Source organism: Sulfuricella sp., assembly GCF_035531155.1.
In the GTDB taxonomy this organism is placed as follows: Bacteria; Pseudomonadota; Gammaproteobacteria; order Burkholderiales; family Sulfuricellaceae; genus Sulfuricella.
This window is the reverse complement of the sequence record NZ_DATKTK010000043.1, coordinates 83,623-107,776: the sequence shown is the minus strand read 5'-3', so window position 1 is coordinate 107,776 and position 24,154 is coordinate 83,623. Positions and strand designations below refer to the sequence as shown.

The 24,154-nt window shown below is 57.3% G+C and carries 26 protein-coding genes and 4 tRNA genes; 14 read left to right on the top strand and 16 right to left on the bottom strand.

Annotated features, from left to right (window positions below):
* Nucleotides 1–26: 26 nt before the first annotated feature.
* Both VMV64_RS09560 and gloB read right to left on the bottom strand, forming a co-directional pair.
* On the bottom strand, nucleotides 27–1,706 hold the full coding sequence (locus VMV64_RS09560) for a LysM peptidoglycan-binding domain-containing protein (protein ID WP_325329728.1): 1,680 nt from the start codon (nucleotides 1,704–1,706) through the stop codon (nucleotides 27–29).
* A gap of 120 nt (nucleotides 1,707–1,826) precedes the next feature.
* Nucleotides 1,827–2,591: a hydroxyacylglutathione hydrolase gene (gene gloB / locus VMV64_RS09555; protein ID WP_325329727.1), complete on the bottom strand. Its 765-nt coding sequence runs from the start codon at nucleotides 2,589–2,591 to the stop codon at nucleotides 1,827–1,829.
* Nucleotides 2,592–2,622: 31 nt separating this feature from the next.
* On the opposite strand from gloB, the gene VMV64_RS09550 reads away from it, so the two are divergent.
* The 4 genes from VMV64_RS09550 (at nucleotide 2,623) to VMV64_RS09535 (ending at nucleotide 5,424) form a co-directional block, all read left to right on the top strand.
* Nucleotides 2,623–3,357, top strand: coding sequence for a class I SAM-dependent methyltransferase (locus VMV64_RS09550; protein WP_325329726.1), 735 nt, complete (start codon nucleotides 2,623–2,625; stop codon nucleotides 3,355–3,357).
* 2 nt (nucleotides 3,358–3,359) lie between these two features.
* Nucleotides 3,360–3,827 carry a ribonuclease HI gene (gene rnhA, locus VMV64_RS09545; protein ID WP_325329725.1) on the top strand — a complete coding sequence of 156 codons (468 nt, stop codon included), beginning with the start codon at nucleotides 3,360–3,362 and terminating at the stop codon, nucleotides 3,825–3,827.
* 160 nt (nucleotides 3,828–3,987) lie between these two features.
* A complete protein-coding gene (gene dnaQ, locus VMV64_RS09540; RefSeq protein ID WP_325329724.1) occupies nucleotides 3,988–4,695 on the top strand; it encodes a DNA polymerase III subunit epsilon in 708 nt (235 codons plus the stop codon).
* 57 nt (nucleotides 4,696–4,752) lie between these two features.
* Complete coding sequence (locus tag VMV64_RS09535; RefSeq protein WP_325329723.1) at nucleotides 4,753–5,424, top strand: hypothetical protein; 672 nt, start codon at nucleotides 4,753–4,755, stop codon at nucleotides 5,422–5,424.
* A 7-nt stretch (nucleotides 5,425–5,431) separates the two neighbouring features.
* Here the strand turns inward: VMV64_RS09535 and VMV64_RS09530 are convergent, their stop codons facing one another.
* Together VMV64_RS09530 and fumC are read right to left on the bottom strand one after the other, a co-directional pair.
* On the bottom strand, nucleotides 5,432–5,659 hold the full coding sequence (locus VMV64_RS09530) for a hypothetical protein (protein ID WP_325329722.1): 228 nt from the start codon (nucleotides 5,657–5,659) through the stop codon (nucleotides 5,432–5,434).
* A gap of 198 nt (nucleotides 5,660–5,857) precedes the next feature.
* Complete coding sequence (gene fumC / locus VMV64_RS09525) at nucleotides 5,858–7,261, bottom strand: class II fumarate hydratase (protein ID WP_325329721.1); 1,404 nt, start codon at nucleotides 7,259–7,261, stop codon at nucleotides 5,858–5,860.
* A gap of 237 nt (nucleotides 7,262–7,498) precedes the next feature.
* Between fumC and VMV64_RS09520 the strand changes: the two genes are divergently transcribed.
* The 4 genes from VMV64_RS09520 (at nucleotide 7,499) to VMV64_RS09505 (ending at nucleotide 10,541) form a co-directional block, all read left to right on the top strand.
* The gene (locus VMV64_RS09520; RefSeq protein ID WP_325329720.1) at nucleotides 7,499–7,978 is read left to right on the top strand and encodes a c-type cytochrome; all 480 of its coding nucleotides are present in this window, start codon (nucleotides 7,499–7,501) and stop codon (nucleotides 7,976–7,978) included.
* A gap of 125 nt (nucleotides 7,979–8,103) precedes the next feature.
* A complete protein-coding gene (locus VMV64_RS09515; RefSeq protein ID WP_325329719.1) occupies nucleotides 8,104–8,484 on the top strand; it encodes a ferritin in 381 nt (126 codons plus the stop codon).
* 1 nt (nucleotide 8,485) lies between these two features.
* Nucleotides 8,486–9,304, top strand: a complete 819-nt coding sequence (locus VMV64_RS09510; RefSeq protein ID WP_325329718.1) for a family 1 encapsulin nanocompartment shell protein — start codon at nucleotides 8,486–8,488, stop codon at nucleotides 9,302–9,304.
* 40 nt (nucleotides 9,305–9,344) lie between these two features.
* On the top strand, nucleotides 9,345–10,541 hold the full coding sequence (locus VMV64_RS09505) for an NAD(P)/FAD-dependent oxidoreductase (protein WP_325329717.1): 1,197 nt from the start codon (nucleotides 9,345–9,347) through the stop codon (nucleotides 10,539–10,541).
* 114 nt (nucleotides 10,542–10,655) lie between these two features.
* Here VMV64_RS09505 and wrbA read toward each other — a convergent pair whose 3' ends face one another.
* Genes wrbA through VMV64_RS09490 form a run of 3 tightly spaced genes read right to left on the bottom strand, consistent with a single transcriptional unit; the run spans nucleotide 10,656 to nucleotide 12,105 of the window.
* A complete protein-coding gene (gene wrbA / locus VMV64_RS09500) occupies nucleotides 10,656–11,285 on the bottom strand; it encodes an NAD(P)H:quinone oxidoreductase (protein WP_325329716.1) in 630 nt (209 codons plus the stop codon).
* A 56-nt stretch (nucleotides 11,286–11,341) separates the two neighbouring features.
* Nucleotides 11,342–11,752, bottom strand: coding sequence for a hypothetical protein (locus VMV64_RS09495; RefSeq protein ID WP_325329715.1), 411 nt, complete (start codon nucleotides 11,750–11,752; stop codon nucleotides 11,342–11,344).
* Nucleotides 11,753–11,754: 2 nt separating this feature from the next.
* Complete coding sequence (locus VMV64_RS09490) at nucleotides 11,755–12,105, bottom strand: hypothetical protein (RefSeq protein ID WP_325329714.1); 351 nt, start codon at nucleotides 12,103–12,105, stop codon at nucleotides 11,755–11,757.
* Between the two features lie 295 nt (nucleotides 12,106–12,400).
* Here VMV64_RS09490 and VMV64_RS09485 point away from each other — a divergent pair, with 295 nt between their 5' ends.
* Complete coding sequence (locus VMV64_RS09485; protein ID WP_325329713.1) at nucleotides 12,401–12,838, top strand: DUF4426 domain-containing protein; 438 nt, start codon at nucleotides 12,401–12,403, stop codon at nucleotides 12,836–12,838.
* Between the two features lie 32 nt (nucleotides 12,839–12,870).
* Here the strand turns inward: VMV64_RS09485 and VMV64_RS09480 are convergent, their stop codons facing one another.
* Entirely contained in the window at nucleotides 12,871–13,170 is a 300-nt protein-coding gene (locus VMV64_RS09480; protein ID WP_325329712.1) for a TusE/DsrC/DsvC family sulfur relay protein, read from the bottom strand.
* Nucleotides 13,171–13,605: 435 nt separating this feature from the next.
* Between VMV64_RS09480 and VMV64_RS09475 the strand changes: the two genes are divergently transcribed.
* Both VMV64_RS09475 and VMV64_RS09470 read left to right on the top strand, forming a co-directional pair.
* Entirely contained in the window at nucleotides 13,606–14,442 is an 837-nt protein-coding gene (locus VMV64_RS09475; protein WP_325329711.1) for a sensor histidine kinase, read from the top strand.
* On the top strand, nucleotides 14,439–15,095 hold the full coding sequence (locus tag VMV64_RS09470) for a response regulator transcription factor (protein WP_325329710.1): 657 nt from the start codon (nucleotides 14,439–14,441) through the stop codon (nucleotides 15,093–15,095). Before VMV64_RS09475 ends, VMV64_RS09470 begins: the two co-directional genes overlap by 4 nt.
* A gap of 17 nt (nucleotides 15,096–15,112) precedes the next feature.
* On the opposite strand, the gene VMV64_RS09465 is transcribed toward VMV64_RS09470, so the two are convergent.
* Nucleotides 15,113–15,481 carry a hypothetical protein gene (locus VMV64_RS09465; protein ID WP_325329709.1) on the bottom strand — a complete coding sequence of 123 codons (369 nt, stop codon included), beginning with the start codon at nucleotides 15,479–15,481 and terminating at the stop codon, nucleotides 15,113–15,115.
* Nucleotides 15,482–15,934: 453 nt separating this feature from the next.
* Here VMV64_RS09465 and gnd point away from each other — a divergent pair, with 453 nt between their 5' ends.
* Both gnd and zwf read left to right on the top strand, forming a co-directional pair.
* Nucleotides 15,935–16,855 (top strand): phosphogluconate dehydrogenase (NAD(+)-dependent, decarboxylating), encoded by a 921-nt coding sequence (gnd, locus tag VMV64_RS09460; protein ID WP_325329708.1) that lies wholly within the window; start codon nucleotides 15,935–15,937, stop codon nucleotides 16,853–16,855.
* A complete protein-coding gene (gene zwf, locus VMV64_RS09455; protein WP_325329707.1) occupies nucleotides 16,852–18,357 on the top strand; it encodes a glucose-6-phosphate dehydrogenase in 1,506 nt (501 codons plus the stop codon). The genes gnd and zwf overlap by 4 nt, the downstream gene beginning before the upstream one ends.
* Nucleotides 18,358–18,414: 57 nt before the next feature.
* Here the strand turns inward: zwf and VMV64_RS09450 are convergent.
* The 4 genes from VMV64_RS09450 to gltX form a co-directional block, all read right to left on the bottom strand.
* Nucleotides 18,415–18,491, bottom strand: a tRNA-Asp gene (locus tag VMV64_RS09450).
* Between the two features lie 76 nt (nucleotides 18,492–18,567).
* Nucleotides 18,568–18,643: transfer RNA gene (locus VMV64_RS09445), tRNA-Glu, on the bottom strand.
* A 7-nt stretch (nucleotides 18,644–18,650) separates the two neighbouring features.
* Nucleotides 18,651–18,726: transfer RNA gene (locus VMV64_RS09440), tRNA-Ala, on the bottom strand.
* A 54-nt stretch (nucleotides 18,727–18,780) separates the two neighbouring features.
* The gene (gene gltX / locus VMV64_RS09435) at nucleotides 18,781–20,169 is read right to left on the bottom strand and encodes a glutamate--tRNA ligase (RefSeq protein ID WP_325329706.1); all 1,389 of its coding nucleotides are present in this window, start codon (nucleotides 20,167–20,169) and stop codon (nucleotides 18,781–18,783) included.
* Nucleotides 20,170–20,512: 343 nt separating this feature from the next.
* Between gltX and VMV64_RS09430 the strand changes: the two genes are divergently transcribed.
* Nucleotides 20,513–20,587: transfer RNA gene (locus VMV64_RS09430), tRNA-Val, on the top strand.
* 108 nt (nucleotides 20,588–20,695) lie between these two features.
* Here the strand turns inward: VMV64_RS09430 and VMV64_RS09425 are convergent.
* The 3 genes from VMV64_RS09425 to VMV64_RS09415 are packed head-to-tail and all read right to left on the bottom strand — an operon-like array spanning nucleotide 20,696 to nucleotide 24,152.
* The gene (locus VMV64_RS09425) at nucleotides 20,696–23,455 is read right to left on the bottom strand and encodes a DEAD/DEAH box helicase (RefSeq protein WP_325329705.1); all 2,760 of its coding nucleotides are present in this window, start codon (nucleotides 23,453–23,455) and stop codon (nucleotides 20,696–20,698) included.
* On the bottom strand, nucleotides 23,452–23,637 hold the full coding sequence (locus VMV64_RS09420; protein WP_325329704.1) for a hypothetical protein: 186 nt from the start codon (nucleotides 23,635–23,637) through the stop codon (nucleotides 23,452–23,454). Before VMV64_RS09420 ends, VMV64_RS09425 begins: the two co-directional genes overlap by 4 nt.
* Nucleotides 23,634–24,152 (bottom strand): zeta toxin family protein, encoded by a 519-nt coding sequence (locus VMV64_RS09415; protein WP_325329703.1) that lies wholly within the window; start codon nucleotides 24,150–24,152, stop codon nucleotides 23,634–23,636. The genes VMV64_RS09420 and VMV64_RS09415 overlap by 4 nt, the downstream gene beginning before the upstream one ends.
* Between the last annotated feature and the right edge of the window lie 2 nt (nucleotides 24,153–24,154).

Genomic DNA, 24,154 nt, shown 5'->3' with positions numbered 1-24,154 from the left:
CAATCCGGCTGGCGCCGGCAGATGAATCAGCCCTTGTCGGGCAACATCAGGGTGACTTTATTGCCGGGGGTGAGGCCTCGCTTGCCGGAAATATTGTTCCAGCGCTGGATATCGTTGGACGCGACATTAAACTGCTTGGCGATGCTGGCCACGGTGTCGCCGCGGCGCACGGTGTAATAGCGCTGGCTGCGTTTCGCACTCTTCACCGCAGCGAGTTTTACAGGCTTCGCCTTGCTCGCCACTGCCAGTTTCACCGACTTGCCCTTGACCGCTGCAAGCTTGCTCTTGGCGAGAGTTTCCTGACGGATTACCAGTTTCTGGCCGTTGCTGAGGCGGTTGGACCTGAGATTGTTCAGGGCCTTGATTTGGATCGCAGAGATTTTGTGACGTTTGGCGACGCTGGTCAGGGTGTCGCCCTTCTTCACGGTATAAATAAAGCGGGGTGAGACCGACAGCGGCTCGGTTTCTTCGGATTCGATTGCCTGATGTGCCTCGTCGAAGTCGGGAACCGTTGCATCGTTGCGGCTGAGCGGCACCAGCAGAGTCTGGCCGGCAGACAGTTTGTTGCGCTTGGTGATGCTGTTGATCTCTTTTAGCCGGGCGACGCTGATGCTGAAGCGGCGCGCAACCTTATCGATTTTTTCGCCGCGTGCCGGGGTGTAGGATTTCCAGGAAACCAGCGGCTTGTCATAGCTTTCCAGGTTGCTGGTAAAGGTGTCGGCCTTGCCCACCGGCAGCAGCAAGACGCGTGAACCCTTGGCGTTGATGACAGGCCGGTTGTAGGCGGGGTTGAGCGAGACAAAGTCGTGCAGCGGCATTTCGGCCAGGCGCGCGGCCACGGCAAGGTCGATGTGCTGCGTGGTGGTGACGCTGACGAAATAGGGGCGGTTAGGGATGGAGGCGAGGGCCAGGTTTCTGGCTGCCGGGTCCATGATGATCTGCTTGATCGCCATCAGCTTGGGCAGGTAGTTGCGTGTCTCAACCGGCATGGTCAGGCTGAGATAGTCGGTGGGCAGGCCCTGCTTCCTGTTTTTGGCGATGGCGCGTTGTACTGAGCCCTCGCCCCAATTATAGGCGGCGAGCGCCAGTTCCCAGCTGTCGAACATGTCATGGAGCTTTTGCAGGTAGTCCAGCGCCGCATCCGTCGCTGCCGTGACATCGCGGCGGCCATCGTACCACCAGCTTTGCTCCAGGCCGAAGTGCTTGCCGGTGGACGGGATGAATTGCCAGATGCCGGAGGCGTGGCTGCTGGAATAGGCTTTGGGATTGAAGGCGCTCTCGATCATCGGCAGCAGGGCGACTTCGGTCGGCATTCCCCTCTTTTCAACTTCTTCGACGATGTGGTACAGATAGAGCTGGCTGCGCGCCACCATGCGTTGCACGTATTCGGGGCGGTCGGCATACCAGTCAACGTGTTTCTGCACCAGGGGCGAATCCAGTTCCTGCAGGGCGAAACCATCACGGATGCGATCCCATAAGTCGACGGGTTCTTCCGACGAAGCTATGCCGTCATTTTCTTTCGATGGGGAACCCAGAATTCCATTGCTGGGCTGAAGCTGCAGCTCGGCTTCGGTCGTTTCAGCCAGTGCTTGTTTGACAGGTCGGACGGAGGAATCGGGACCAAGCAGATCATCTGCGCTTGCCGTCGGCAGATACAGCGCGAAAGCGCTGGCCAGTGCCAGAATTAAAGGGGGGATGAGGCGCATGCTCGTTGTTGGAATTGTTCAGCGTAATTGAAACTCCGCCGATGGTAGCCAAGAACCCCTTGCCGCGTCAAGGAATATCTTCGTCTGCCGTGCTCTGGCGGCAGCGGGTAATATGTTGAATTACAATCTGTTTCTCCACTCCCTGACGGCGGCGAAGACCTTGACGGCATCATCCAGCGGGCTGCCGAAAAAATGGCTGGCCGCTTCTATCACGGCCGGGTGTTCGCAGCGCAGGAAAGGGTTGGTGGCTTTTTCCAGGGCGATGGTGGAAGGTAGGGTGGGACGGCCTTGTTCCCGTGTCAGGCAGTCGTGCACTTCGCGCTCAAGAAGTTGGCGGTTGGCGGGTTCAACCTTCTTGGCAAAGCGAATATTCTCCAGGGTGTATTCATGGGCGCAATAGACCTGGGTATCGTCAGGCAGGGCGGCCAGTTTTTGCAGCGAGGCATGCATCTGCGCCGGGGTGCCTTCGAATAGTTTGCCGCAACCGCAGGTGAACAGCGTGTCGCCACAAAACAGGGAATTTGCGCCATAATAGGCAACATGGCCAGCGGTATGGCCGGGTACGTCGAGGACTGCGAATTCTACTCCCAGTTCCGGCAATCGTACCGTATCGCCAGTGCCGACCGGGTCGGTAATGCCTGGAATATTTTCCTTTCGGGGGCCGTAAACCGGCACGGCGGCGTGTCTCAGCAGCGCCTCAATGCCGCCGGTATGATCGCCGTGGTGGTGCGTGGTCAGGATGGCGGCAAGGCGCAGCCCGTGATGTCCGAGATAGTCCAATACCGGCTCGGCGTCGCCGGGATCCACCGCCGCGGCGTAGCTCCCGTCGCAAATCAGCCAGATGTAGTTATCTTCGAAAGCAGGAACAGGAATGATCTTCATCATAATATGTTCGAGTTAACCCTGTGCGATGTCAATGGATGAATGGATAGCCACCCCGCTAGGGCGCTACCTGATCGAGCGCGAAGAGGCCTATTTCGATCAGGTGGTGGCGGATATTTTCGGCTTCAATGCGCTGCAAATCGGTTTTGCCCAATCCGACCTGTTGCGTACGAATCGCATGCCGAAGCGGTTCGCTGTCGCGCCGCAATTTTCGGAAAACGGGAAGGCGGAGATTAAATTACTGGCCGAGCCGGGGTGTTTGCCGATTGCCAGCCAAAGCATCGATTTGCTGCTGCTGCCCCACGTGCTGGAATTCAGCGCGCATCCCCACCAGATTCTGCGCGAGGTGGAGCGGGTGCTGATGCCGGAGGGGCAAGTGATCATCAGCGGCTTCAATCCATACAGCCTGTGGGGGCTGCCCCGGTTCGTACCCAGTCGCAAGCAGAATTACCCCTGGCACGGGAATTTTATTTCCCTGCGGCGCATCAAGGATTGGCTGGCCCTGCTGGGCTTTGATGTGGTGGCCGGCCGGATGTGCTGCTATGCGCCGCCATTGCACAGCGAACAATGGTTGCGGCGCTGCCGCTTCATGGAGGCCGCGGGCGACCGCTGGTGGGCGCTGGCGGGTGGCGTGTATTTCCTGCAGGCGAAGAAGAAGGTGGTCGGCATGCATTTGATCATGCCGAACTGGAACAGAAATTCAGCGGCAAAAAAAGGGCTCGCCCCGGTACCGCAGAAGATGATCAACCATAAAATATCTGAGCAGTGAAAATGGTAGAAAACAAGGAAATTCCAGAATTGCGGCGCAACATCGTGGAGATCTACACCGACGGTGCCTGCAAGGGCAATCCCGGCGTCGGCGGCTGGGGTGCATGGCTGCGCTATTCCGGGCATGAAAAGGAACTCTGCGGCGGCGAGAAGCTGACCACCAACAACCGCATGGAGCTGACCGCGGTGATCCGGGCGCTGGAAGCCTTGTCGCGCCCCTGCATCGTCCGGCTGCATACCGACTCGAAGTACGTGCAGAAAGGCATCAGCGAGTGGATACATGCCTGGAAGCTGCGCGGCTGGCGCACAGCCGACAAGAAGCCGGTGAAGAACGATGATTTGTGGAAGCGGCTCGACGTACTGGCCGCGCAGCACGAGATCGAGTGGCTCTGGATCAAGGGCCATGCCGGGCACGAAGGCAACGAACGGGCCGACAAGCTGGCCAACCGGGGCGTAAAGGAATTGACCTGAAAACTGTTTTTATCCACGGATTAACACAGATGAAACAGCGGGTTGAGAATAGTCTTCAATCTCCCTAAAGGTGAACGCCCATCTCAAGCCGACTCATTGATAATCCGTGTACATCTGTGTTAATCCGTGGCTAATGGTTCTAAAAAATAGGGTTTGTAAAATGCGGCAAGTTATTCTGGATACCGAGACCACCGGCCTGGACGCCAATCTGGGGCACCGCATCATCGAGGTGGCCGCGGTTGAGATGATCAACCGGCGCTTGACGGGCAATCACTTCCATCAGTACCTCAACCCGCAACGCGAGATCGACCCGGGTGCGCAGCAGGTGCACGGCATCAGCCTGGAATTCCTGCAGGACAAGCCGTTTTTCCGGGATATCGCCCAGGATTTTATCGAGTTCATCAGCGGCGCGGAGCTGGTTATCCACAATGCGCCGTTCGATCTCGGCTTCCTCAACACCGAGTTGAAGCTGATCGGGCTGGAGCCGGTCGGGAAATACAGCCCGGACGTGATCGACACCCTGAAAATGGCCAAGGATCTGCGCCCGGGGCAGAAAAACAATCTGGATGCGCTGTGCCGCCACTACCAGGTCGACAATTCCAGCCGCACCCTGCACGGCGCCCTGCTGGACACCGAGTTGCTGGCCGAGGTTTATCTCGCCATGACGCGCGGACAGAACAGCCTGATGATCGAATCCGCTGAAGCGGGAGACCATCACGCCGACCTGGGTGGAGATATCGTGCCGCATGACCTGATGGTGCTGGCGGCGACAGCGGACGAGATGGAGGTGCACCGTGCCTACCTGGACGAGATCGACAAGGCCAGCAAGGGCGCCTGCCTGTGGCGGACGCTAGAAAGCGGTGCCTGATTGGCTCGGCGTCCATGCGAAAAGCCATGTGGATGACAAGAAAAGGCATAACAGGATATGACTGAATCGGATTGGCGGGACATGGCTTTGCTGGCGCTCTCCTGGCTGGGATATTTCGCCCTGCATTCGGTGCTGGCTTCGCTCCGGGTGAAAAGCTGGGTCGCCTTGCATTATCCGGAGCGAATGCCGCTTTATCGGCTGAGCTTCAATATTCTTGCGGTGCTGCTGCTGCTGCCGATACTCTGGCTGATGGTCCGCAATCCCGGCCCGACTCTATGGGTCTGGCAGGGTTTGGGGGCCTGGTTGGCGAACGGGCTGGCGCTGGCGGCGGTGTTCGGTTTCATGAAATCGCTGAATTATTACGATACCCAGGAATTCCTCGGCTTGCGCCAGTGGAAATCACACACTCAGCGGGTGGAGGATCAGGAGGGTTTCCATCTTTCACCATTCCATCGTTATGTGCGTCATCCGTGGTATTCCTTCGGGCTGGTGCTGATCTGGACGCGCGACATGAGTGCCGCAATGCTGATGTCCAGCGCGATGATGACGGTTTATTTCATCATCGGTTCGCGGCTGGAAGAAAAAAAGCTGGTGGTCTATCACGGAGATATCTATCGGCGTTACATGGAACGGGTGCCCGGCCTGATACCCTTGCCCTGGAAGTCGCTCACGGCGAAGGAAGCCGCCGAGCTGGTCAAGACGGCGGAGCGGACATCGGAGCGACCCTGAGAACCGCTTACAAGCCGACCTTGCTCGCTTCGATGCCGCGCTTGCCTACTTGCTCCAGCACCGCGCCTGAGCTTACGGCATCGGGGTTGTAGGTAACCGTCATCATATGGGGGTGTTCCGGGCTAAAGCATGCCGACACGACGCCCTCCATGTGGCTAATTTCATCCTCTAGCTGGGTCCGGTCATCCATGGGAAGCTCAGGGTGCACGTTGATGAGAAAGTCTGCCAGACTCATGATTGCTCTCCTTGCGTCAAGTTGTAAAGGTTGATTGTCGCTTATAGGCTACAGTCCGCGGACAGCCGGCTACCATATGATTCACCCTACGCTCGCCGGCAAAGAACCTCAATGAGGTGAACTAAGTAGAAATGGAGTAGGGTTTCTCCCAAAAAAAAATCAGGCATGAATCCGCTGAATATGTTCCCAAGCCTAAACTCAGCGAGCATGGACAAAAGGGTGAACCATCGCCCTCGGCTGCACCCAGCGGTCGAAATCTTCTTCCGTAACATAGCTCAGCGCCAGTGCCGCTTGCCTTAGCGTGACGCCATCCCGGTGCGCCTGCCTGGCGATTTCGGCGGCCTTGTCGTAGCCGATGTGCGGGGTGAGGGCGGTTACCAGCATCAGGGAGCGCTCCAAAAACTCTGCAATTCGCTCGCGATTGGCTTCGATGCCACGCGCGCAATGTTTTTCGAAGCTCGTCATTCCGTCCGCGAGCAAGCGCACGCTTTGCAGGAAGTTATGGGCGATGAGCGGCTTGAACACGTTCAGCTCGAAATTGCCCGATGCTCCGCCGATGGTGATGGCAACGTCGTTGCCGAAGACCTGGCAGCACAGCATGGCGAGCGCTTCGCACTGGGTCGGATTCGCCTTGCCCGGCATGATCGAGCTGCCAGGCTCGTTCTCCGGAATGCTGATTTCACCCAGGCCGGAACGCGGCCCGGAGGCCAGCCAGCGGATGTCGTTGGCAATTTTCATGAGTGCCGCGGCGAGGGTCTTGAGCGCACCATGGGCGGCCACCAGCCCATCGTGGGCAGCCAGCGCTGCAAACTTGTTGGCAGCGCTTCTGAAGGGGAGGCCGCTGCCGTGCGCCAGCTCCGCCGCGACGCGATCGCCGAATTCGGCATGGGTGTTGAGCCCTGTGCCTACCGCGGTGCCGCCAATCGCCAGTTCCTGTAGCGGGGGGAGCGCGGTGGCGATGATCCGCTGTGCCAGATCGAGTTGGGCCACGTAACCTGAAAACTCCTGCCCCAGCGTCAGGGGAACGGCATCCTGCAAATGGGTGCGGCCGATCTTGACGATATCGGCGAACTCCATCGACTTTTTTTCCAGCGTTGCGCGCAGCATGCCAAGCGCCGGCAGCAGCTTCTGCCGAATGCCCAGGCTGGCAGCCACATGCATTGCGGTGGGGAAAATGTCGTTGGAGGACTGGCCGAGATTCACGTCGTCGTTGGGGTGCACCTTCCGCGCATCGCCGCGTCCGCCGCCGAGCAATTCCGATGCGCGGTTGGCGAGCACTTCGTTCAGGTTCATGTTGGTCTGGGTGCCGGAGCCCGTCTGCCAGACGGACAAGGGGAACTCTTCTGCGTGGCGGCCTGCCAGCACCTCCTCGGCCGCCTGCATGATGGCCGCCGCCTTGTCCGGATTCAGCAGGCCCAGGTCGCGGTTGACGAGCGCACCGGCCCGCTTGACCGAAGCGAGTGCAAGGATGAGTTCTTGCGGCATGTGTTCCGAGGAAATATGAAAATGCTCGAGCGAACGTTGCGTCTGCGCGCCCCAAAGCCGCTCGGCCGGGATCTCGATGTCGCCGAATGAATCGCGCTCTGTTCTGGTCGTGGTCATGAATTTCTCCCCATTGAAGAAAGCCCCTGAAGGTTCCGGGCTGGGAATGCAACCTGATACTACTCCTCAAATTCTGGAATATGGAGCTTATACAGAATGTCCGGGCATTAAATACAGTATCACCTGCATTGCCAAACATTTTGATTCAATAAGGGAATTCTATTTCTGGATGGCTGTGCTATATATAAAATTATTGGAATTCTTGACCGTAGGTTCAAGATGAAAAGGAGTCGTATCATGATCGAGCGCAAGTTTGCTGCCCCCATCCTTGGTGTTCTGCTGCTTGCCGCGAGCGCCATCTCGCTAAGCGGTTGCGGGAAGAAAGAAGCGCCGCAGGAACCTTCCTCCCCCGTGGCACCCCTGTCGCAGGCACCGGCGCCGAAAGCCCCTGAAGCAGCGCTGCCGGCCGCGAATGGCGCTGCCGCAACCGTGGCCAGCGCCGAAGCTGCGATGAGGAAGAGCGACTGTTTTACCTGTCACGCCGTGGACAAGAAAATGGTCGGCCCCGCGTATGCTTGGGTCGCCTACCGCTACAAGGGCGACAAGGAGGCCGTCGCCAAGCTGGCCGCCAAAATCAAGACTGGCGGCATGGGCCAATGGAATGCCTATACGGGCGGCGTCGTGATGATGCCCCATCCGCAACTCTCCGACGATGAAATCAAGGCCATGGTCGAGTGGGTGTTGAGTCAGATCCCGGTGGAGCCGCCGAAGGCCTAATTTTTTCTCATTCCGCTTTGCCCTGTTTAGAGGGGGTAACGTGGATTCGCCCTAAATAGGCCGGGGGAATCCGTTGTAAAAAAACCAAGTCTCGAAGGAATTACCTGAACCAAGGAGGAGAAATCATGGCACATGAAGGCCTGCACGAAAATGAAGAGAAACTTGCCCTGGCAACGATGGATGCGCACCGTGCCATCCTCTCCCTGATGGAGGAATTCGAGGCGGTGGACTGGTACCATCAGCGGGCGGATGCCTGCAACGATGCGGATTTGCGTGCCATCCTGCTGCATAACATGCACGAGGAAATGGAGCACGCCGCCATGATCCTGGAATGGCTGCGCCGTCGCACGCCCAGGCTGGACGAAATTCTGGGCACCTACCTATTCAGCCAGGGCGACATTACCCAGGCGGAAAAAAAGGCGACCGGCAAAGATGCCGGCGAGGTGGCGGGGAAGGGCGGGGCAGCTGCGCCGCGCCTGACTGTGGGCACCATGAAAGGAGCATGATATGAACAATACCCATCTTCCTTTTGACGCTGCCATTCTTGCGCGCATGGAGGAGGCGGCCGTGGCCGAGGCGCGCAAAACCCTGACAGCGCGCCGATTCCTGGCGGTGGACGGACCTTTCGGACTGGGATATGTGGCCGCCCCGGCGGGCAACGACGACCAGCGCCAGCATGCTTCCCATGGCGCCACCACCATCATCTCGCGCACGATTCCCGTGCCCATGATATTCCGTCATTTCGCCCTGGGCCGCCGTCGCATCGCCGCCCATGCCGAGGCGGGGCATCCTCTCGATCTGAGCCCTCTTTACCAGGCCGCCATGGAGCTGGCCGCCCGCGAGGAAGCGCTGATTTACCAGGGCGATCCGGAGTTCGGCCTGGCCGGGCTGTGCACCGTCGAGAGCCGCAACCATCTTGATGGCGGCGACTGGATGGACGTGGAACAGGTGCTGCGCGATGTCCTCGCCGCCGTCACCCTGCTGGACAGTTCTCGCTTCCACGGCCCCTATGCGCTCGCCTTGGAGCCGAGGCTTTACAACAACCTGTTCCGGCGCTATCCGGAAGGATCGGACATGCTGCAGATCGATCACCTGAAAGAACTGTGCACCAACGGCATCTACAAAACCGATATTCAAGGTGCTGTGCTGGTCGCGCCGGAAGCCGGCACCCTGCTCGTCGGAGAGGATTTGACCGTGGACTACACTTTCCCGGATTCGGCCCATTTCAACTTCGCTGTCAGGGAGTCCATCGTGCTGCGCATCGATGCACCGAAGGCGATATGCACGATCAGTCCCAAAGCGACAGTGCCGCGCAGCAGGAAATGATTATGCACGGTCGGCGGCGAGTGCCGGAAGGGGGTATTCCATGACTGAATTTGATTACGTGATTGTAGGTGGCGGCCTGGCGGGTGCGTCGGCCGTTCAGGGCATCCGGGAGCGCGACACCCGAGGAAGCATACTGCTGGTAGGCGAGGAAACACACCTGCCCTATGACCGCCCGCCGCTATCCAAGAAGCTATGGTTTGGCAAGGCCAGAGTGGAAGACATCTTCGTTCACGATCAGCGCTTTTACGACGAGCATGGCGTATCCATGGTGCTGGGGGCAAGGGTTGAGAAGCTCGACGCGCAGGAGAAATCCATCACCGCCGCGAACGGCGAGCGCTACGGCTTCGGCAAGCTACTCCTGGCAACGGGCACCAAGCCTAGGCGGATCGCCATCCCTGGCGGAGAACTCGAAGGCATCTGCTACTACCGTACGCTCGACGATTACCTGCGGATGCAGAGCGAGGCAAAAACCAAGCAGTCCGTGCTGATCGTCGGCGGCGGCTTTATTGGCTCGGAACTCGCCGCCGCACTCAACAGCAGTCTGGAAGTCAGCTTGATATTTCCCTCTGTCACCCTCTGTCGCCGGGTGTTCCCGGAAAAACTCGGACTAGCTGTGCAGCATCATTTTCAGGAGCGGGGAATCCGGGTGATTTCTTCGGACTTTCCGACGGCCATCAGCAAAAGCGGAGACAAGTTTCGCACCGAAACCGCAAGCGGAAAAAGCCTAGAATCAGACTTGGTGATCATCGGCATCGGCGTTGATCCTTCCATAGATCTGGCCAAAGAGGCCGGGCTGGAGGTGGGCAACGGCATCATAGTCAACGAATACCTCGAGTCTTCCCACCCGGACATCCATGCAGCCGGCGACAATGCTTTTTTCCCCTACCGGGCTCTTGGCCATGGCATGCGTATCGAACACTGGGATAACGCCCTGAGCCAGGGAAAGCTGGCCGGGCGCAACATGGCCGGCGCCCACGAAGCCTTCACCTATCAGCCCTATTTCTTCTCTGATCTGTTCGAGTTCGGCTACGAGGCCACCGGTGAAGTGGACACCAGCCTTGAGGTCTTTGCCGACTGGCAGAAGGAAAACCATACCGGCGTGATCTACTACCTGCGCGATGAGCGCGTGAGAGGTGTGATGATGTGCAATGTGTGGGACAGGCTGGATGCGGCGCGGGAACTGATCCGCAAGGATGAGCGCGTAACACCCGAAAGCCTGCACGGCGTTATCCGCTGATTGGAATATTTAATGCATAGAATATTCCGTCAAACACACAAGGCGTATGGAAATGGCGGGCTCTTTGCAGCCAAGGGCTAAAGGAAATCGGCGATGAAATCGCCTGGGCGGCGTTCAGGATGAGAGTGACCGGCCACGCGCCAGTGCCGCGGCGATTTGCGCCACGTGCTGTCCCTGGAAGCGGGCCATTGCCAGTTCGTTGTCGCTGGGCATGCGGCTGCCATCAGGCCCGGCGATGGTGCTGGCGCCGTAGGGTGAGCCGCCGCTGATCTCGCTCATGGTCATCTGCCGCTGCTCGCTATAGGGCAGGCCGACGATGATCATGCCCTGATGCAGCAGCGTAGTATGGAAGCTGAGGATGGTGCTCTCCTGTCCGCCGTGCTGGGTGGCCGTGCTGGTGAAGACGCTGCCCACCTTGCCCACCAAGCTCCCCTCCAGCCATAGCTGGCCGGTCTGATCGAGGAAATTGCGCATCTGGGCGGCCATGTTGCCGAAACGGGTTGGCGTGCCGAAGATGATGGCATCCGCTTCCGCCAGTTGCTGGGGAGCGATGACCGGCACCTGGGAGAAGGCGGACTGTGCAGCCTTGGCGCCGCTGGCGACGAGCTGGTCCTCGGGCACCAGTTCAAGCACGCGCCACAGGCTTGCCTCGGCGCCATCCACCGTGCTTGCGCCCTCGACGACGGCCTTTGCCATGCGGTGAATGTGCCCGTACATACTGTAAAACACAACCTGGATTTTCATGGTGCATCTCCTTGAAACAGGATGAGAATTGCCATCGCGATCGTGATCGTCGACCCTCAGGAAAACCAGCGTAAAAAGGCTGCGGCCGTCAATGCCGTGGCGCTCAGACCTGCCAGCATGAGCCAGATTCGCCGACGCAATGTAGTGGTCCACCTTGCAGCACGCAGGAGATAGAAGGCCGCCAGTGAAAAGCCGGAAACGGCACAGGCCACCTTGATCGCCAGTGCGGCAATGGCTAATCCGCCAATATCAGGAAACTTTCCGTAATAGTAGAAGCTAATGGCTCCGAAGGCAGCGCCGCTCGCAATCTGGGCCGCCCACCCCAAACACACCAGCCATGCGAGAGAACGATCCAGCTCCGGGCGCGGCGCCAGCCACAGTGAAGAAACGGGGCCGCCAACCACGGCAGAGGCGCCGAAATTATGCACAACCTGGGTCAGCGCATAGCCCAGGTTCTGGATGTCCACGGCTATTCCACATTAACGTTGACGCATTGCTCCACGCCGATCGGCACGTGCGCCTTGTTTACCACCTTGATGCAAAGCGTATGCGGCCCTGGCGCCATGGATTCGAGAGGGTGGCTCCCGGCGAGTTTGCGCACGATGGCGGCTTCCCCGTTGTCCACGTAAAGATGAATGTGATCGCCTCGCGGTCCGGGATCGACCTCGTAATCAATCTGTTTCCTGGACGTGGCGCCCAGTTTTTCCCCGTCGTGCGGATAAGTGATCTTGGCGTAGGGCTCGCCCGCCGCAACAAACGGAGAAAATAATGCGATAGACAGGGCCAACACCATGCCTGAGAACAGGGGTTGAATATTCATGACCAGACTCCTTTCTATATAATTTGGCTATTTTGAGAGTTAAGTCTAGGGTCGCGACCCCCAAAACGCATTCAGGCAAATCCCGTATTTCGCTTCATCCAGGGCTTTACTTGGAGGGGGAGATTTGCTGTAGAGAAACACGTTTAAAGCTCGCTAATGCTCCTCTGCCGCCTTTCGCTCAAGCCGAAGGGTCGGAAATCAGTACCCATATTAAAGATATTCCTTATTGCATCTCGTTGAGGGCATTGCCATTATTGTATTGAGACGTTGTTATCAGGGAACGGAGGAGTGCGAGGTGAAAATATTGACCAACATGCTTCTGTTTTCGTTGGCGTTCCTCGCTGTTACCGCCAGCGCCGAGATACAAAAATTCGGCGATCTGGATGTCAACTACAATGTCATTACTACGGATACGCTTGCACCCGAGATAGCAAAGGCATATGGCATCAAGCGCAGCAAGAATCGTTTGCTGCTCACCGTCGCGGTTTCCCGGCCGGACGAAAGGGGTGTTCCCCGGGCAGTTACTGCCGATGTTATGGCCTACACCATCAACATGATCGAGCTGCATCGGAAAATCAAAATGCGGCGTATCAGCGAGGGAGAAGCTATTTACTATATGGGTGATTTTGGTTTTGCGGCACCGGATTTCCTGCGGTTTACTATCAATGTTACTGAATCAGGCTCGGGCAAGCCCCATAAGATTGAATTCCAGCGAAACTTTGAAAAGTTCTGATAAGAAGCTAGAAAAAGTCGGCAACACCCAATCTACATGTATGCATTTGCCTCTTCTCCCGGATTGGGCAGGCCGGCGATGCGCCAGGCGACCTTCATGCTCTGGAACAGGTCGGGAATGCAATAGTGATCGAAATGGTGGACACGGCAGACATGGCTGACGGCAGGCAGCCCACCTTCGAGATAATGCTTGCGCAGGAAGCGGATGATCTCCCAGTGCTCGTCGCCCAACTCGCCCACCCCGTTTTCCGTCGCGATACGCCGCGCCATGTCTTCGTTCCAACTCTCCGGGGAAGTCAGAAAACCATCCTTGTCAAACACCATTGTTTCCATGATTTCACTCCCTGCCGATGTGTTTCGCTGCGCTGAAACAATCTTAAAAAACGCAATCCAAATTTTAAGGAGAACACGGCGCGCACAGACAATGGCGACGTCTGGTTTTCATGATTTCACCAGACTTCAATCAATGGGAGCATGGCGAGTAATGTGCAATCCATGGATTTTCTCCGTGTTTTCTGCGTCCGGCCTGTCCTAACATGAATAATAGGACATACAGCAAATTATCCAATCGGTGGATCACCCCTTATGCATAAAGGGCGCCATTTATTTTTCTGCTGAAAAGCATGTAGGAAACCCATTGAATTTGCCACACGATATTCCCACGCTATTGTTCCTATACTGTAGATGGCAGGCCACCCAACGGCATAAAGGACTTTCGCCCGAGTTGAAGGGATGGCTGTTCGGGAACGGGATACTCAAGGAAGCGTCATGCGTGCAAAATCGACAGAGCAGGTGAAGCAGCCGCAGCAAGCCGTTGCCAAAAGGCTGCCGATGGCAGAGGAAGATTACACACTCGGCAGTGAGCCATGCGGCCGCCATGTTGAGTGTTTGAAGGCGAAGGTAGCATGGTGCACTTCCCAAAGCGAGTTACAGCGTGTGTCGGCCCGGTTGCTGGAGATTCAGGAGAGCGAGCGGCGGCGGATCGCCGCCGATTTGCATGACGTGCTCGGCCAGTCGCTAACCATGATCAAGATTTCACTTGAGGAATCGTTGCTGTTGCTGGTTGGGAATGAACCCGAGGTGGCGGCGGAATCGCTGCGGCGGTTGATACCCAAGGTCAAGGATGCGCTCGGGGAGGTACGCCGTGTTGCCATGGATCTGCGCCCCTCGATCCTCGACGATCTCGGCATCCTTGCCACGCTATCGTGGTTCTTCCGGGAGTTTGGAACGGCTTGCCAGGACATGGAAGTGGAAAAGGATTTCAGTATCGAGGAAAAAAACGTATCCGTCCCGCTCAAGATCACGATCTTTCGCATCATTCAGGAGGCTACCAGCAATATCGTCAAGCATGCCAATGCCAGCTGCATCCGGGTGAGCCTGAAGGAAGCCGGCGGCGCGCTTCATCTCTCGATCGAGGATGACGGGGTCGGGTTCGATGCTGCGGAGACGACCAACTACTGCCCTCTCGACAAGGGCCTCGGCCTTCTGAGCATGAAAGAGCGTGCCAAGCTTTCCGGGGGGCATTTTGAGCTGGCGTCAGCAGTCGGGCAAGGAACTCGAATCAGTGTGTTATGGCCGCTTGGCATGGCGTCGAGGGCGTTATGAGCGATAAGCGACGTATTCTGATTGTTGAAGACCATACCCTGCTAAGGGCCGGTCTCCGAGCTTTACTGTTGCAGGATCCGAATATCGAGATTGTCGGTGAAGCGGACAATGGCCGTGATGCTGTCCAGGCGGTTGGATTATTGGCGCCGCATCTAGTCCTGATGGATCTGTCCATGCCGGGCATGAATGGCATCGAAGCCATTATGGACATCAAGCGACGCTATCCGGGAACTCGCGTCCTGGTGCTCACTATCCACAAGACGGATGAATATATCCACGAGAGCCTGCGGGCTGGCGCCGACGGCTATATCCTCAAGGATGCGACACATGATGAACTGCGCATCGCGGTTCGCAGCGTGTTGAACGGCAAGACCTATCTGAGCCCCGATATTTCGTCGAAAGTGATTAGTGGTTACCTGGGTACGGGCAACACCCCCGTTGGGGTGAGTCCGTGGGATACCCTGACCCATCGTGAACGGGAGGTGTTGAAGCTGGTGGCCGAAGGGCGCCCAAACAAGTACATCGCCGATTACTTCTGCCTGAGTGTAAAAACGGTCGAGAAGCACCGCTCCAACCTGATGAAAAAGCTGGATTTACACAATGCGGCCATGCTCACCGCTTATGCAATAGAGAAGGGACTGCTCGCTTCCTAGCCCGGCTTTGTGTCAGTCTAATCAAGGCATCCGTAGTAGACAGAGCAGCCTACGTTTCCATTCCAGCCCCCAGGGTGGGTTGTATCAATAATGCTTTTGGCCTGAGCAATTTCATCGGCTGTTCCGTGAAAAAAAAGGAGCAGCCTGTCGACTTTTAATTCGGCTTCATAATCAGGAATGGTTTCCCTGGAAATGCAGCTATATTGCTCCGCGCCAAGTTCATTCAGGTCTCTGACCACCGTTACCCCTTCCAATATTTTGTTCTCATCCTTGACGACGATGGACAGCTTGCGCATGTCGAGCCCTGCTTTTTGCAATTTCTTGACGGTTGCCTTGGCCAGGCTGTGGTTTGCAAATGTGGCAACAAGCGAATTGTTCTCGGACATGGTATGTATCTCCATAGCAGTAAACGATATACCCAACACGGCTCGATATGGAAGCCGCAAACTAATGGACCCTATGTCAGCTTGCTGGCCCAGTCGTCCAGAACCACACAGGCTGCCTTGCTTGGATCGTGCGGGTATGCAAACAAGTTTCCGTCTCTCGCGGGCACCGTGCCTGAGATTAATTACCTCTGAGGCAGCTAAATTCATAGCCGATTAACACATTACCAATATAGCGGAATGGTTGATTAAATCAATCGGGTAATACGTGCAGTCGTGATCTGTTAATGGAGTAGATTAATGCCGTGACTGTTTTGTTTTTGGGCTAGAGTATTGGATAGACTCAAGAGTGATGCATCTTTACGATGCGGGAAGACAACATGTATGCTCGCAACAACAATGCCTTAAGTCATACAATTGGCCTCAGTGAAGTAAACAACCGATAAAGGGGGAGCAATGCAGCTAGCAATGGTGGGATTGGGGAAAATGGGCGGCAACATGGTGCGGCGGCTGCGCCGTGGCGGTATCGAAGTGGTCGGCTACGCTCGCTCGCCGGACGTGGTGGCCAGTCTTGCTGCGGAGGAGGGCATGGTTGCGGCTTCTTCCGTGGCGGATGCGGTAACCAAACTCCAGGCGCCGCGCGTGGTTTGGCTCATGTTGCCAAGCGGCGAGCCGACCGAGAATCAAATCCGCGAGCTGGCTCCCCTGCTCGCCAAGGGCGATATTGTCATCGATGGAGGAAACTCCAATTACAAGGACAGCCAGCGCCGCGGTGCCTGGCTGGCGGAGCAGGGCATCGGCTTCATGGACGCCGGCACATCGGGCGGCATATGGGGGCTGGAAAACGGTTATTGCCTGATGGTGGGGGCGACTCCAGAGGTCGCGAAGATCATGGAGCCGGTGCTCAAGGCCCTGGCTCCCGCTCCCGATCGCGGCTGGGCGCATGTCGGCCCGATCGGCTCGGGGCATTTCACCAAGATGATCCACAACGGCATCGAATACGGCATGATGCAGGCGATGGCCGAAGGGCTGGAATTGTTGCGCGGCAAGCAGGAATTTTCGCTCGATCTGGCTCAGATCACCGAGTTGTGGCGGCACAGTTCAGTGGTGCGAAGCTGGCTGCTGGATCTGACCGCGCAGGCGCTACAGGACGATCAAACGCTGGACAAGGTTGCGCCCTATGTGGCCGACTCGGGCGAAGGGCGCTGGACCGTAGTGGAGGCCGTGGAGCAGGGGGTGGCGGCACCCGTTCTGACCCTGGCGCTGCAAATGCGCTTCGCCAGCCAGAACGAGACCGGCTACGGTTACCGCTTGCTCTCCATGATGCGGAACGCGTTTGGGGGCCATGCAGTGAAGCAGACGGGGGGCGGAAAATGAAAATCCTGGAACCCTGCACTTTGGCGATTTTTGGCGCCAGTGGGAATTTGGCGCGGATCAAGTTGATTCCCGCGCTGTTTCGCCTTGAAACGGCAGGGCGCTTGCCGGAAAAAATGGTGATACTCGCCTCCAGCCGGGAACCGTGGACTCGCGAGCAGTGGCTGGAAGAAGTGTCGACCATGCTGCACAACAAATATCCCAAAGGCTACGACGAACAGGCGTTCAAGCGCTTCCGCGCCAGACTTCATTATCATCCCAACCCGCCAGACGATATCGATGCGTATCGAAAGCTGCACAAACTGCTGGACGAAGACTCCGCTTTCCCACCCAATGTGGTGTTCTACATGTCGGTGCGGCCACCGGAATTTCCCGGCATCATCGAGAAGCTGAGCGAAGTCGACCTGCTCAAGCAGAAACATGGCTGGCGTCGCGTCGTCATCGAAAAGCCCTTCGGCCATGATCTGTTGAGCGCGCAAACCTTGCAGAGCGGCCTGTACAAGCATCTTGACGAGTCGCAGATTTACCGTATCGACCATTACCTCGGCAAAGGCACGGTGCAAAATATCATGGTGTTCCGCTTCGCCAACCTGTTGCTGGAACCGCTGTGGAACCATCATTACATCGACCACGTGCAAATTACCCACTCCGAAACCCTGGGCGTGGAAGGGCGCACCGATTACTATGAAAATGCCGGCGCGCTGCGCGATATGATCCAGAGCCATCTATTGCAGTTGCTTGCGCTGGTGGCGATGGAGCCGCCAGTGAGCATGACCCCTGAGCATTTGCGCGACGAGAAGGTCAAAGTGCTCAAGGCGATCCGCCCGATTACCCAGAACGCGGTGCATGCCCATGCCTTCCGCGGCCAGTATGCGAGCGGCAGTATCGACGGCAAGGCGGTTCCGGGCTACATGGAGGCGCCCGGTGTGGCGCCGGACAGTGTCACCGAAACCTACGCTGCTCTGAAGTTGTTCGTCGACAACTGGCGCTGGGCCGGGGTGCCGTTTTACTTGCGCACCGGCAAGCGCATGGCGGAGAACAGCTCGGCGATCAGCATCCGCTTCAAAAATCCGCCGCAGAACCTGCTGCGGCAGGCGCAGCACGAACGCTCGCACCCCAACTGGATTTTGCTGGGCATCCAGCCCAACGATTGCCTGAAAATGGAACTCCAGGTCAAGGTTCCGGGGCTGGATCTGAATACGCGCACGATTAGCCTGGATGCGACTTACCACAAGGGCGGTGAAGAGGATTACGATGCCTACGAAGGATTGCTGCTGGATGTCATGCTGGGCGATCACTCGCTATTCCTGCGCATCGACGAGGTGGAGTCGGCGTGGCGCGTCGTGGATCCGGTGCTGAAAGTCTGGTCGATGGAGCGCGATTTCATCAACGCCTACCCCGCCGGCAGTTGGGGGCCGCGCGGTACCTACCGCCTGTTCGACCGCGACGACCAGTTCTGGCGGCATTCGTTCGACATCGATGGCGCCGACTTGCAGGCTTATTAAGAAGGTGTATCTGAAATGAAAAAAGCCAGCCGGTTAGGCTGGCTTTTTTTTGAATGCTGGCGGAGTGGACGGGACTCGAACCCGCGACCCCCGGCGTGACAGGCCGGTATTCTAACCAACTGAACTACCACTCCAAACTACTGTAACAAGCACCAATCAAGCACGGTGCAAAATCAAGGGGCCCAGATTTCTCCAGGCCCCTGATTAGACTGGCGTCCCCAACGAGATTCGAACTCGTGTTATCGCCGTGAAAGGGCGGTGTCCTAGGCCTCTAGACGATGGGGACCTAAACTTGGTGGAGGTAAGCGGGATCGAACCGCTGACCTCTTGCATGCCATGCAAGCGCTCTCCCAGCTGAGCTATACCCCCGAAAGGCCGCCACTATACTTGGCGCTGGGGCTGCTTGTCAACAGGATTGTGCACCTAGGCAAAGCTTTTCATGTGCGCTGAAATCCGTTTCAGGGTTTCCTCGCGACCGATCAATTCTAACACAGCATCCACCGAAGGTGTTTGCGTTTCTCCTGTCACGAGCAGGCGCAGCGGCATTGCCAACTTGGGGAATTTCAGGCCGTGCTCAGCCACGACCGATTTCATCAGGCTGTTGATGGATGGCTTGTTCCACTCCACCTGCACCAGTTTTTCCTGCAATTCACGGACTACCGGAATGATTTCCGGCGTAAGGTGCTCTGCCATCAGTTCGGGCGAGGGCGTCAACGGCCGGTAGAAATACACGGCGGCGTCGGCAAGCTCTTCGACGGTGTTCACACGCTCCTTGAGCAGGTCGATGACCTCTTCCATGCCCGGCCCGGTTTCGGGGTTGCAGCAGTCTGTTTCCAGAAACGGCAAGACCAGCTCGGACAGGCGTTTGCTGTCGGTCTTCTTGAGGTATTGCTGGTTGAGCCACAGCAGTTTTTCCGGATTGAACTTGGCCGGCGATTTAGAGATTGAATCGAGGTCGAACCATTCGACAAACTGGTCGAGGTCGAACACTTCCTCATCGCCGTGCGCCCAGCCCAGGCGCGCCAGGTAATTCAGCAGCGCCTCGGGCAGGTAGCCGTCTTCCAGGTATTGCATCACGCTGACCGCGCCATGGCGCTTCGACAGGCGCTCGCCGTCGTGGCCCAGGATCATCGATACGTGGGCATACTGCGGCAGCGGCGCGTTCAGCGCCTTGAGGATGTTGATCTGGCGCGGGGTATTGTTGAGGTGGTCGTCGCCGCGGATGACGTGGGTGATGTTCATGTCCCAGTCGTCCACCACCACGCAGAAATTGTAGGTCGGCGTACCGTCACTGCGCGCGATGATGAGGTCGTCGAGCTCGCCATTGCTGACCACGACGCGGCCCTTGACCATGTCGTCGATGACTACCGCGCCGTCGAGCGGGGTCTTGAAGCGAATTACGGGCTGGACGCCGGCGGGCGGAGTGGCTTTGGAGTCGCGCCAGCGGCGGTCGTAGCGCGGCTTCAGGCCAGCCGCCTGTTGCTCCTCGCGCAGCTTGTCCAGCTCTTCCCTGCTGGCGTAGCAGTGATAGGCTTTACCCTCGTCCAGGAGTTGCTGCAGCACTGCCTTGTAGCGCTCCATGCGCTGCATCTGGTAGAACGGGCCTTCGTCGTAGTCGAGGCCGAGCCAGCTCATGCTGTCCAGAATGGCCTGCACCGATTCTTCGGTGGAGCGTTCAAGGTCGGTGTCTTCGACGCGCAGTATGAAAGTGCCTTTGTGCTTGCGCGCGTAGGCCCATGAAAAAAGGGCGGTGCGGGCGCCGCCGATATGCAGGTAGCCGGTAGGGCTGGGAGCGAAGCGAGTGCGGACCATGTTCTTTTTACAGTGGGATAAAAGCGGTTATTTTACGACAATCGCGGATAAACTTCGTAGAAATTGAATAGGCGGGTGCAATTGAAAGTGTTGGTCATTGCTGAAAGCTTCTGGAAGGAAGCCGCCCCGAATACAGGTAGGCAGCCCACGCCCATGTAGGGCGGAAAAGCGTAGCGCCTTCCGCCGTATGGGATAGCCGCACATCGTTTCGGTGGGCTACGCATTCGGCGGATAACGCTACGCTCATCCGCCCTACGTAGCTGACCAACACTTTCAATTGCACCCTGAATAGGCTCATTTATTGACGTTTTCCGGACGATATGATCTAATTGCGCCTCTTTTTGGGCGGTTAGCTCAGCGGTAGAGCACTGCCTTCACACGGCAGGGGTCGCAGGTTCGAACCCCGCACCGCCCACCAAGTAACTAAATGGCTTAGGTTAAACCCTTGGCCATTTTTGTTTCCGGGATGCGCCAGTTCGAGGCGTTTTTGGGAGACTGGTTTCCCAGTAGCTACTACTGAAGTTTATTACTGCTGATCGAGCGGCAAATACTGCACGGCGAATCGATTCACCAAAACCCCAAGCGTTGCGTTGCTCGCTACCGCATCGTGCGGCACCAGCAAATACTTCCAAGGTTTGCCACCGTTTTGGATGGAATAGGTGCTGGCATTTTTGCACCACACCACCGCCGCGTTGGCCTTGGCCTTCACCTCGGGGATTTCCATATCCTTTGCTGCCTTGGTTTCAATGATCAGATTCAGGTCTGCGGTCGTAGCCGCGAAGTCGGGCAGGTACTCAGGCTGATTCACCCCCGCGCGATAGTAGATGTTGAATTGGCCGGCAACCGGCCGGAGCCAGCGGCGGGCATCGCGTTCGAGTATTCCCGCCAGGACGCGCTCGGTATCGGAATGAAATTTCTGTACTGGGTAGGCGCATTTAGCGAAACCGCCGTACACATATTGTGCGATCTTGCTCTTTTCCGCGGGTGCCTGATGCAGAGGCAGCACGTCGCCTTGCGCAGTAAACGCGCAGGGCTTGAGAGGCGTAAAGCCCTGGCTCACCACGACATCGGATTCCGACACATCTTCATGGTAGTGCTGGGCCATTTGCAGGTGGATGTTTTCCGCAATTTTCTTGCCATAATTACCCAGGATGTTATGCAACTCTTCTTCAGTCTTCAGATAACTCTTGAAATGCGCAACTGCCTGCATAGACAAGTCGTAAATGAAATCGGCGTGGTCATCGTAAGAAATATCATCATAGTTAATCAGCTCGCGCACGATGTAGTTTTCCAACCGGTCTTCCGCCACGGATGAAGATTCGCCGTACTGAATCTGTTTGCCGGTTCTCAGTCCCTGGCCGATCAAGGCTATGTCCTGCGGCTGAAAATTCATCTTTGACACATTGAGCTGAAAAGCCTCGTAGCCGCTCTTCACCGGCCCTTTTGGCACAACTGAAATGCGCGGAATATCGATAGTGTGCTCAACGAATGCCGCAACGGTTTTCTTGACGATCTCCTGCACTGCCTGGGGTTCGCTAGCCAATAAATCGCCTTGCTTCGGCATCATGCGCACCTGAACGCGCTGGGCAATCTGCTGCTGGATATCCTCTTGCGCCAAAGATGCGCTGCTGGGCACGACGGATAGTCCTTGCTGTTTCTCCCGGCTGATTTCCGCAATCACGTCCATTGCCACCTGAGCGATTTGCCGTTCCTCGCTCGTGCGCAGCATAAGTGTCGGCGCGGCAGTGCCATATTGCGTCGAATCGCGTTGCGCCGCACCCGTTGCCAATTGTGATGTGCCTGCCGTCACGGTTCCCGTCACCACGTTCGCCGTGGGTTGCACGGAGATACTCTTCAGTCCGTTGCCATTGCCCATATCCGGCGAAAGCTTCAGCTCGCGCATGCGGATAGGCGAATCGCCTTTACCCGCTTCGTCGATCACTTCCTGAAACTTGTCATGGGCAATGATGTTCAGGCGATCCACCTCGTCCACGCCGGTCTTGCGTCCGTAAGGCAAGCGCAGGCCACGCCCGATGGATTGCTCGATCAGCGTTCTGGCATTAGCAGCGCGCAAAGGCACGATGGTGTAAAGGTTGGTCACGTCCCAGCCTTCTTTCAGCATATTGACGTGAATCACGATCTCGGTCGGCTCGTCGTAGCTTTCCACCGCCAGCAAGCGTCGGATCATTTCCTCTTCTTCCGCGCCGGAGCGGCTGCTATCCACCTGGATAACCTTGCCTTTGTAGCGGCCATGGAAAAAATCGTCCGATTCGACCAGCGCCATCAATGCGGCAGCATGGGTCGTATCGCGGGCGATTACCAGCATGAATGGCTTCACCAACTGCTCGCCGGATTGCTGGGCATAGGTCAGCAAGTGAACCTTGGTTTCCTCATGCACCCGCACGCTATCCATGAGCTTGATGCGCTCCAGAGCCTCGGCACTATGGGCGGAAGGGTCGAAATTTTGCTGGGTAACGACCGCTGGCTCTTTCACAAAGCCATCCTCAATCGCCCGCCCCAGTGGATAGTCCATCACAACGTTCTTGAACGGAACCGTGGCTTTGGCGCCTTCCGTGAACGGCGTGGCTGTCAGCTCAAGCCCCAGGAGCGGCTTCAACTCATTCAAGGCACGGATGCCCGCGCTGGCCCGGTAGCGGTGCGACTCATCCATGATGAGCACCAGGTCGGGCAGGCTCGCCAGATATTCAAAGTAGCTTTGCCCAAGGTACTCGGACAGCCGCTTGATGCGCGGCATCTTGCCGCCCCGCACCTCCGAATTGATTTTCGAAATGTTGAAAATATTGACCTCAACCCCGCCAAGCAGGCTCAGGCTGCCGCGCTGCTCGTAGTTATCGCCGGTAATGACCTCCGGCACGGTTGTCGCAAACTCCGCGATGCCCTTGAATACATACTTCGGCGTATTGGGCGTGAAATCGCGAATCAGCTTGTCGTAGATGGTCAAATTCGGCGCGAGCACGAAGAAGTGACTGTAGCCATAGGCGGCGTGCAGGTAACTGATGAATGCCCCCATTAAGCGCGTTTTGCCCACGCCGGTAGCCAAGGCAAAACACATCGAGGGAAACTCGCGCTCAAAGTCCGACAGTGAGGGGAACTGTGCACCTAACGCGGCGATCATCGCCGCCAATTCTTCCGGCGACCGTGCTTTGGAGTCACGCAATGCAGGCACGGATTCGAGGGCGCTATGCAAATGCTCCAGGCTCTCGGCTTGCGGTGCCCGCAAGCTCAGGCGGCCAGCCACTGAACGGACGATATTTTCAAAGCTCATGCCGCATCCTGTTTGCGAATCTCTTCCGCCGTCACGCGCACCAGCTTGTTGTCTTTCATCACTACAATCGCTGTGCCTGTGAGCAGCGCCTGCTCGCGCGCCATGCGCGCCGCACGGCGCATGGCTGTCAGTGAAGTAATCAGGTCATTGTCCTTCGCCGTGCCAAGTTCCTTCTGAGTCATGATCGTTCTCCCCACTCAATCAAAAAGGGTTCGTTACCGGAGTTATCGTAAAGCGCCCACGCATCCACCGCATCGCGGTAGCGATGCTTGAAGTTTTTTCGCCCTGCCTCAAATCTTCGCCGAATCACTGGCTCTGGAATATCGTGCCCGCCCTGGCGAACGCGCTCAGCTACCCGTGCAACGGCCATATCTGCCGACGGCAGACTTAGAAAAAACAAGCTGATGTGGTAACCAAGATCGCACCAATTCTTGATGTGGTGCAGATACACCAAACCCGACAACGTAGTCTCGAACGCGAAGCTCTCGCCACGCTCCACGCAAGAGGTAATTTCTTGCAGCATCAACCGCCCCGCCTTGAACGATGCTGTCTCCGGTGAAAAGGGCGATAAACCGGCAGCGATCAAATCAGCATTGATAAATCGCGGGCACTGCGCCTCGGCAGGCAAAAACGCCCGCGCGAATGTTGTTTTTCCCGCGCCATTCGGCCCCGCGATAATGATGATCTTTTTACTCATTT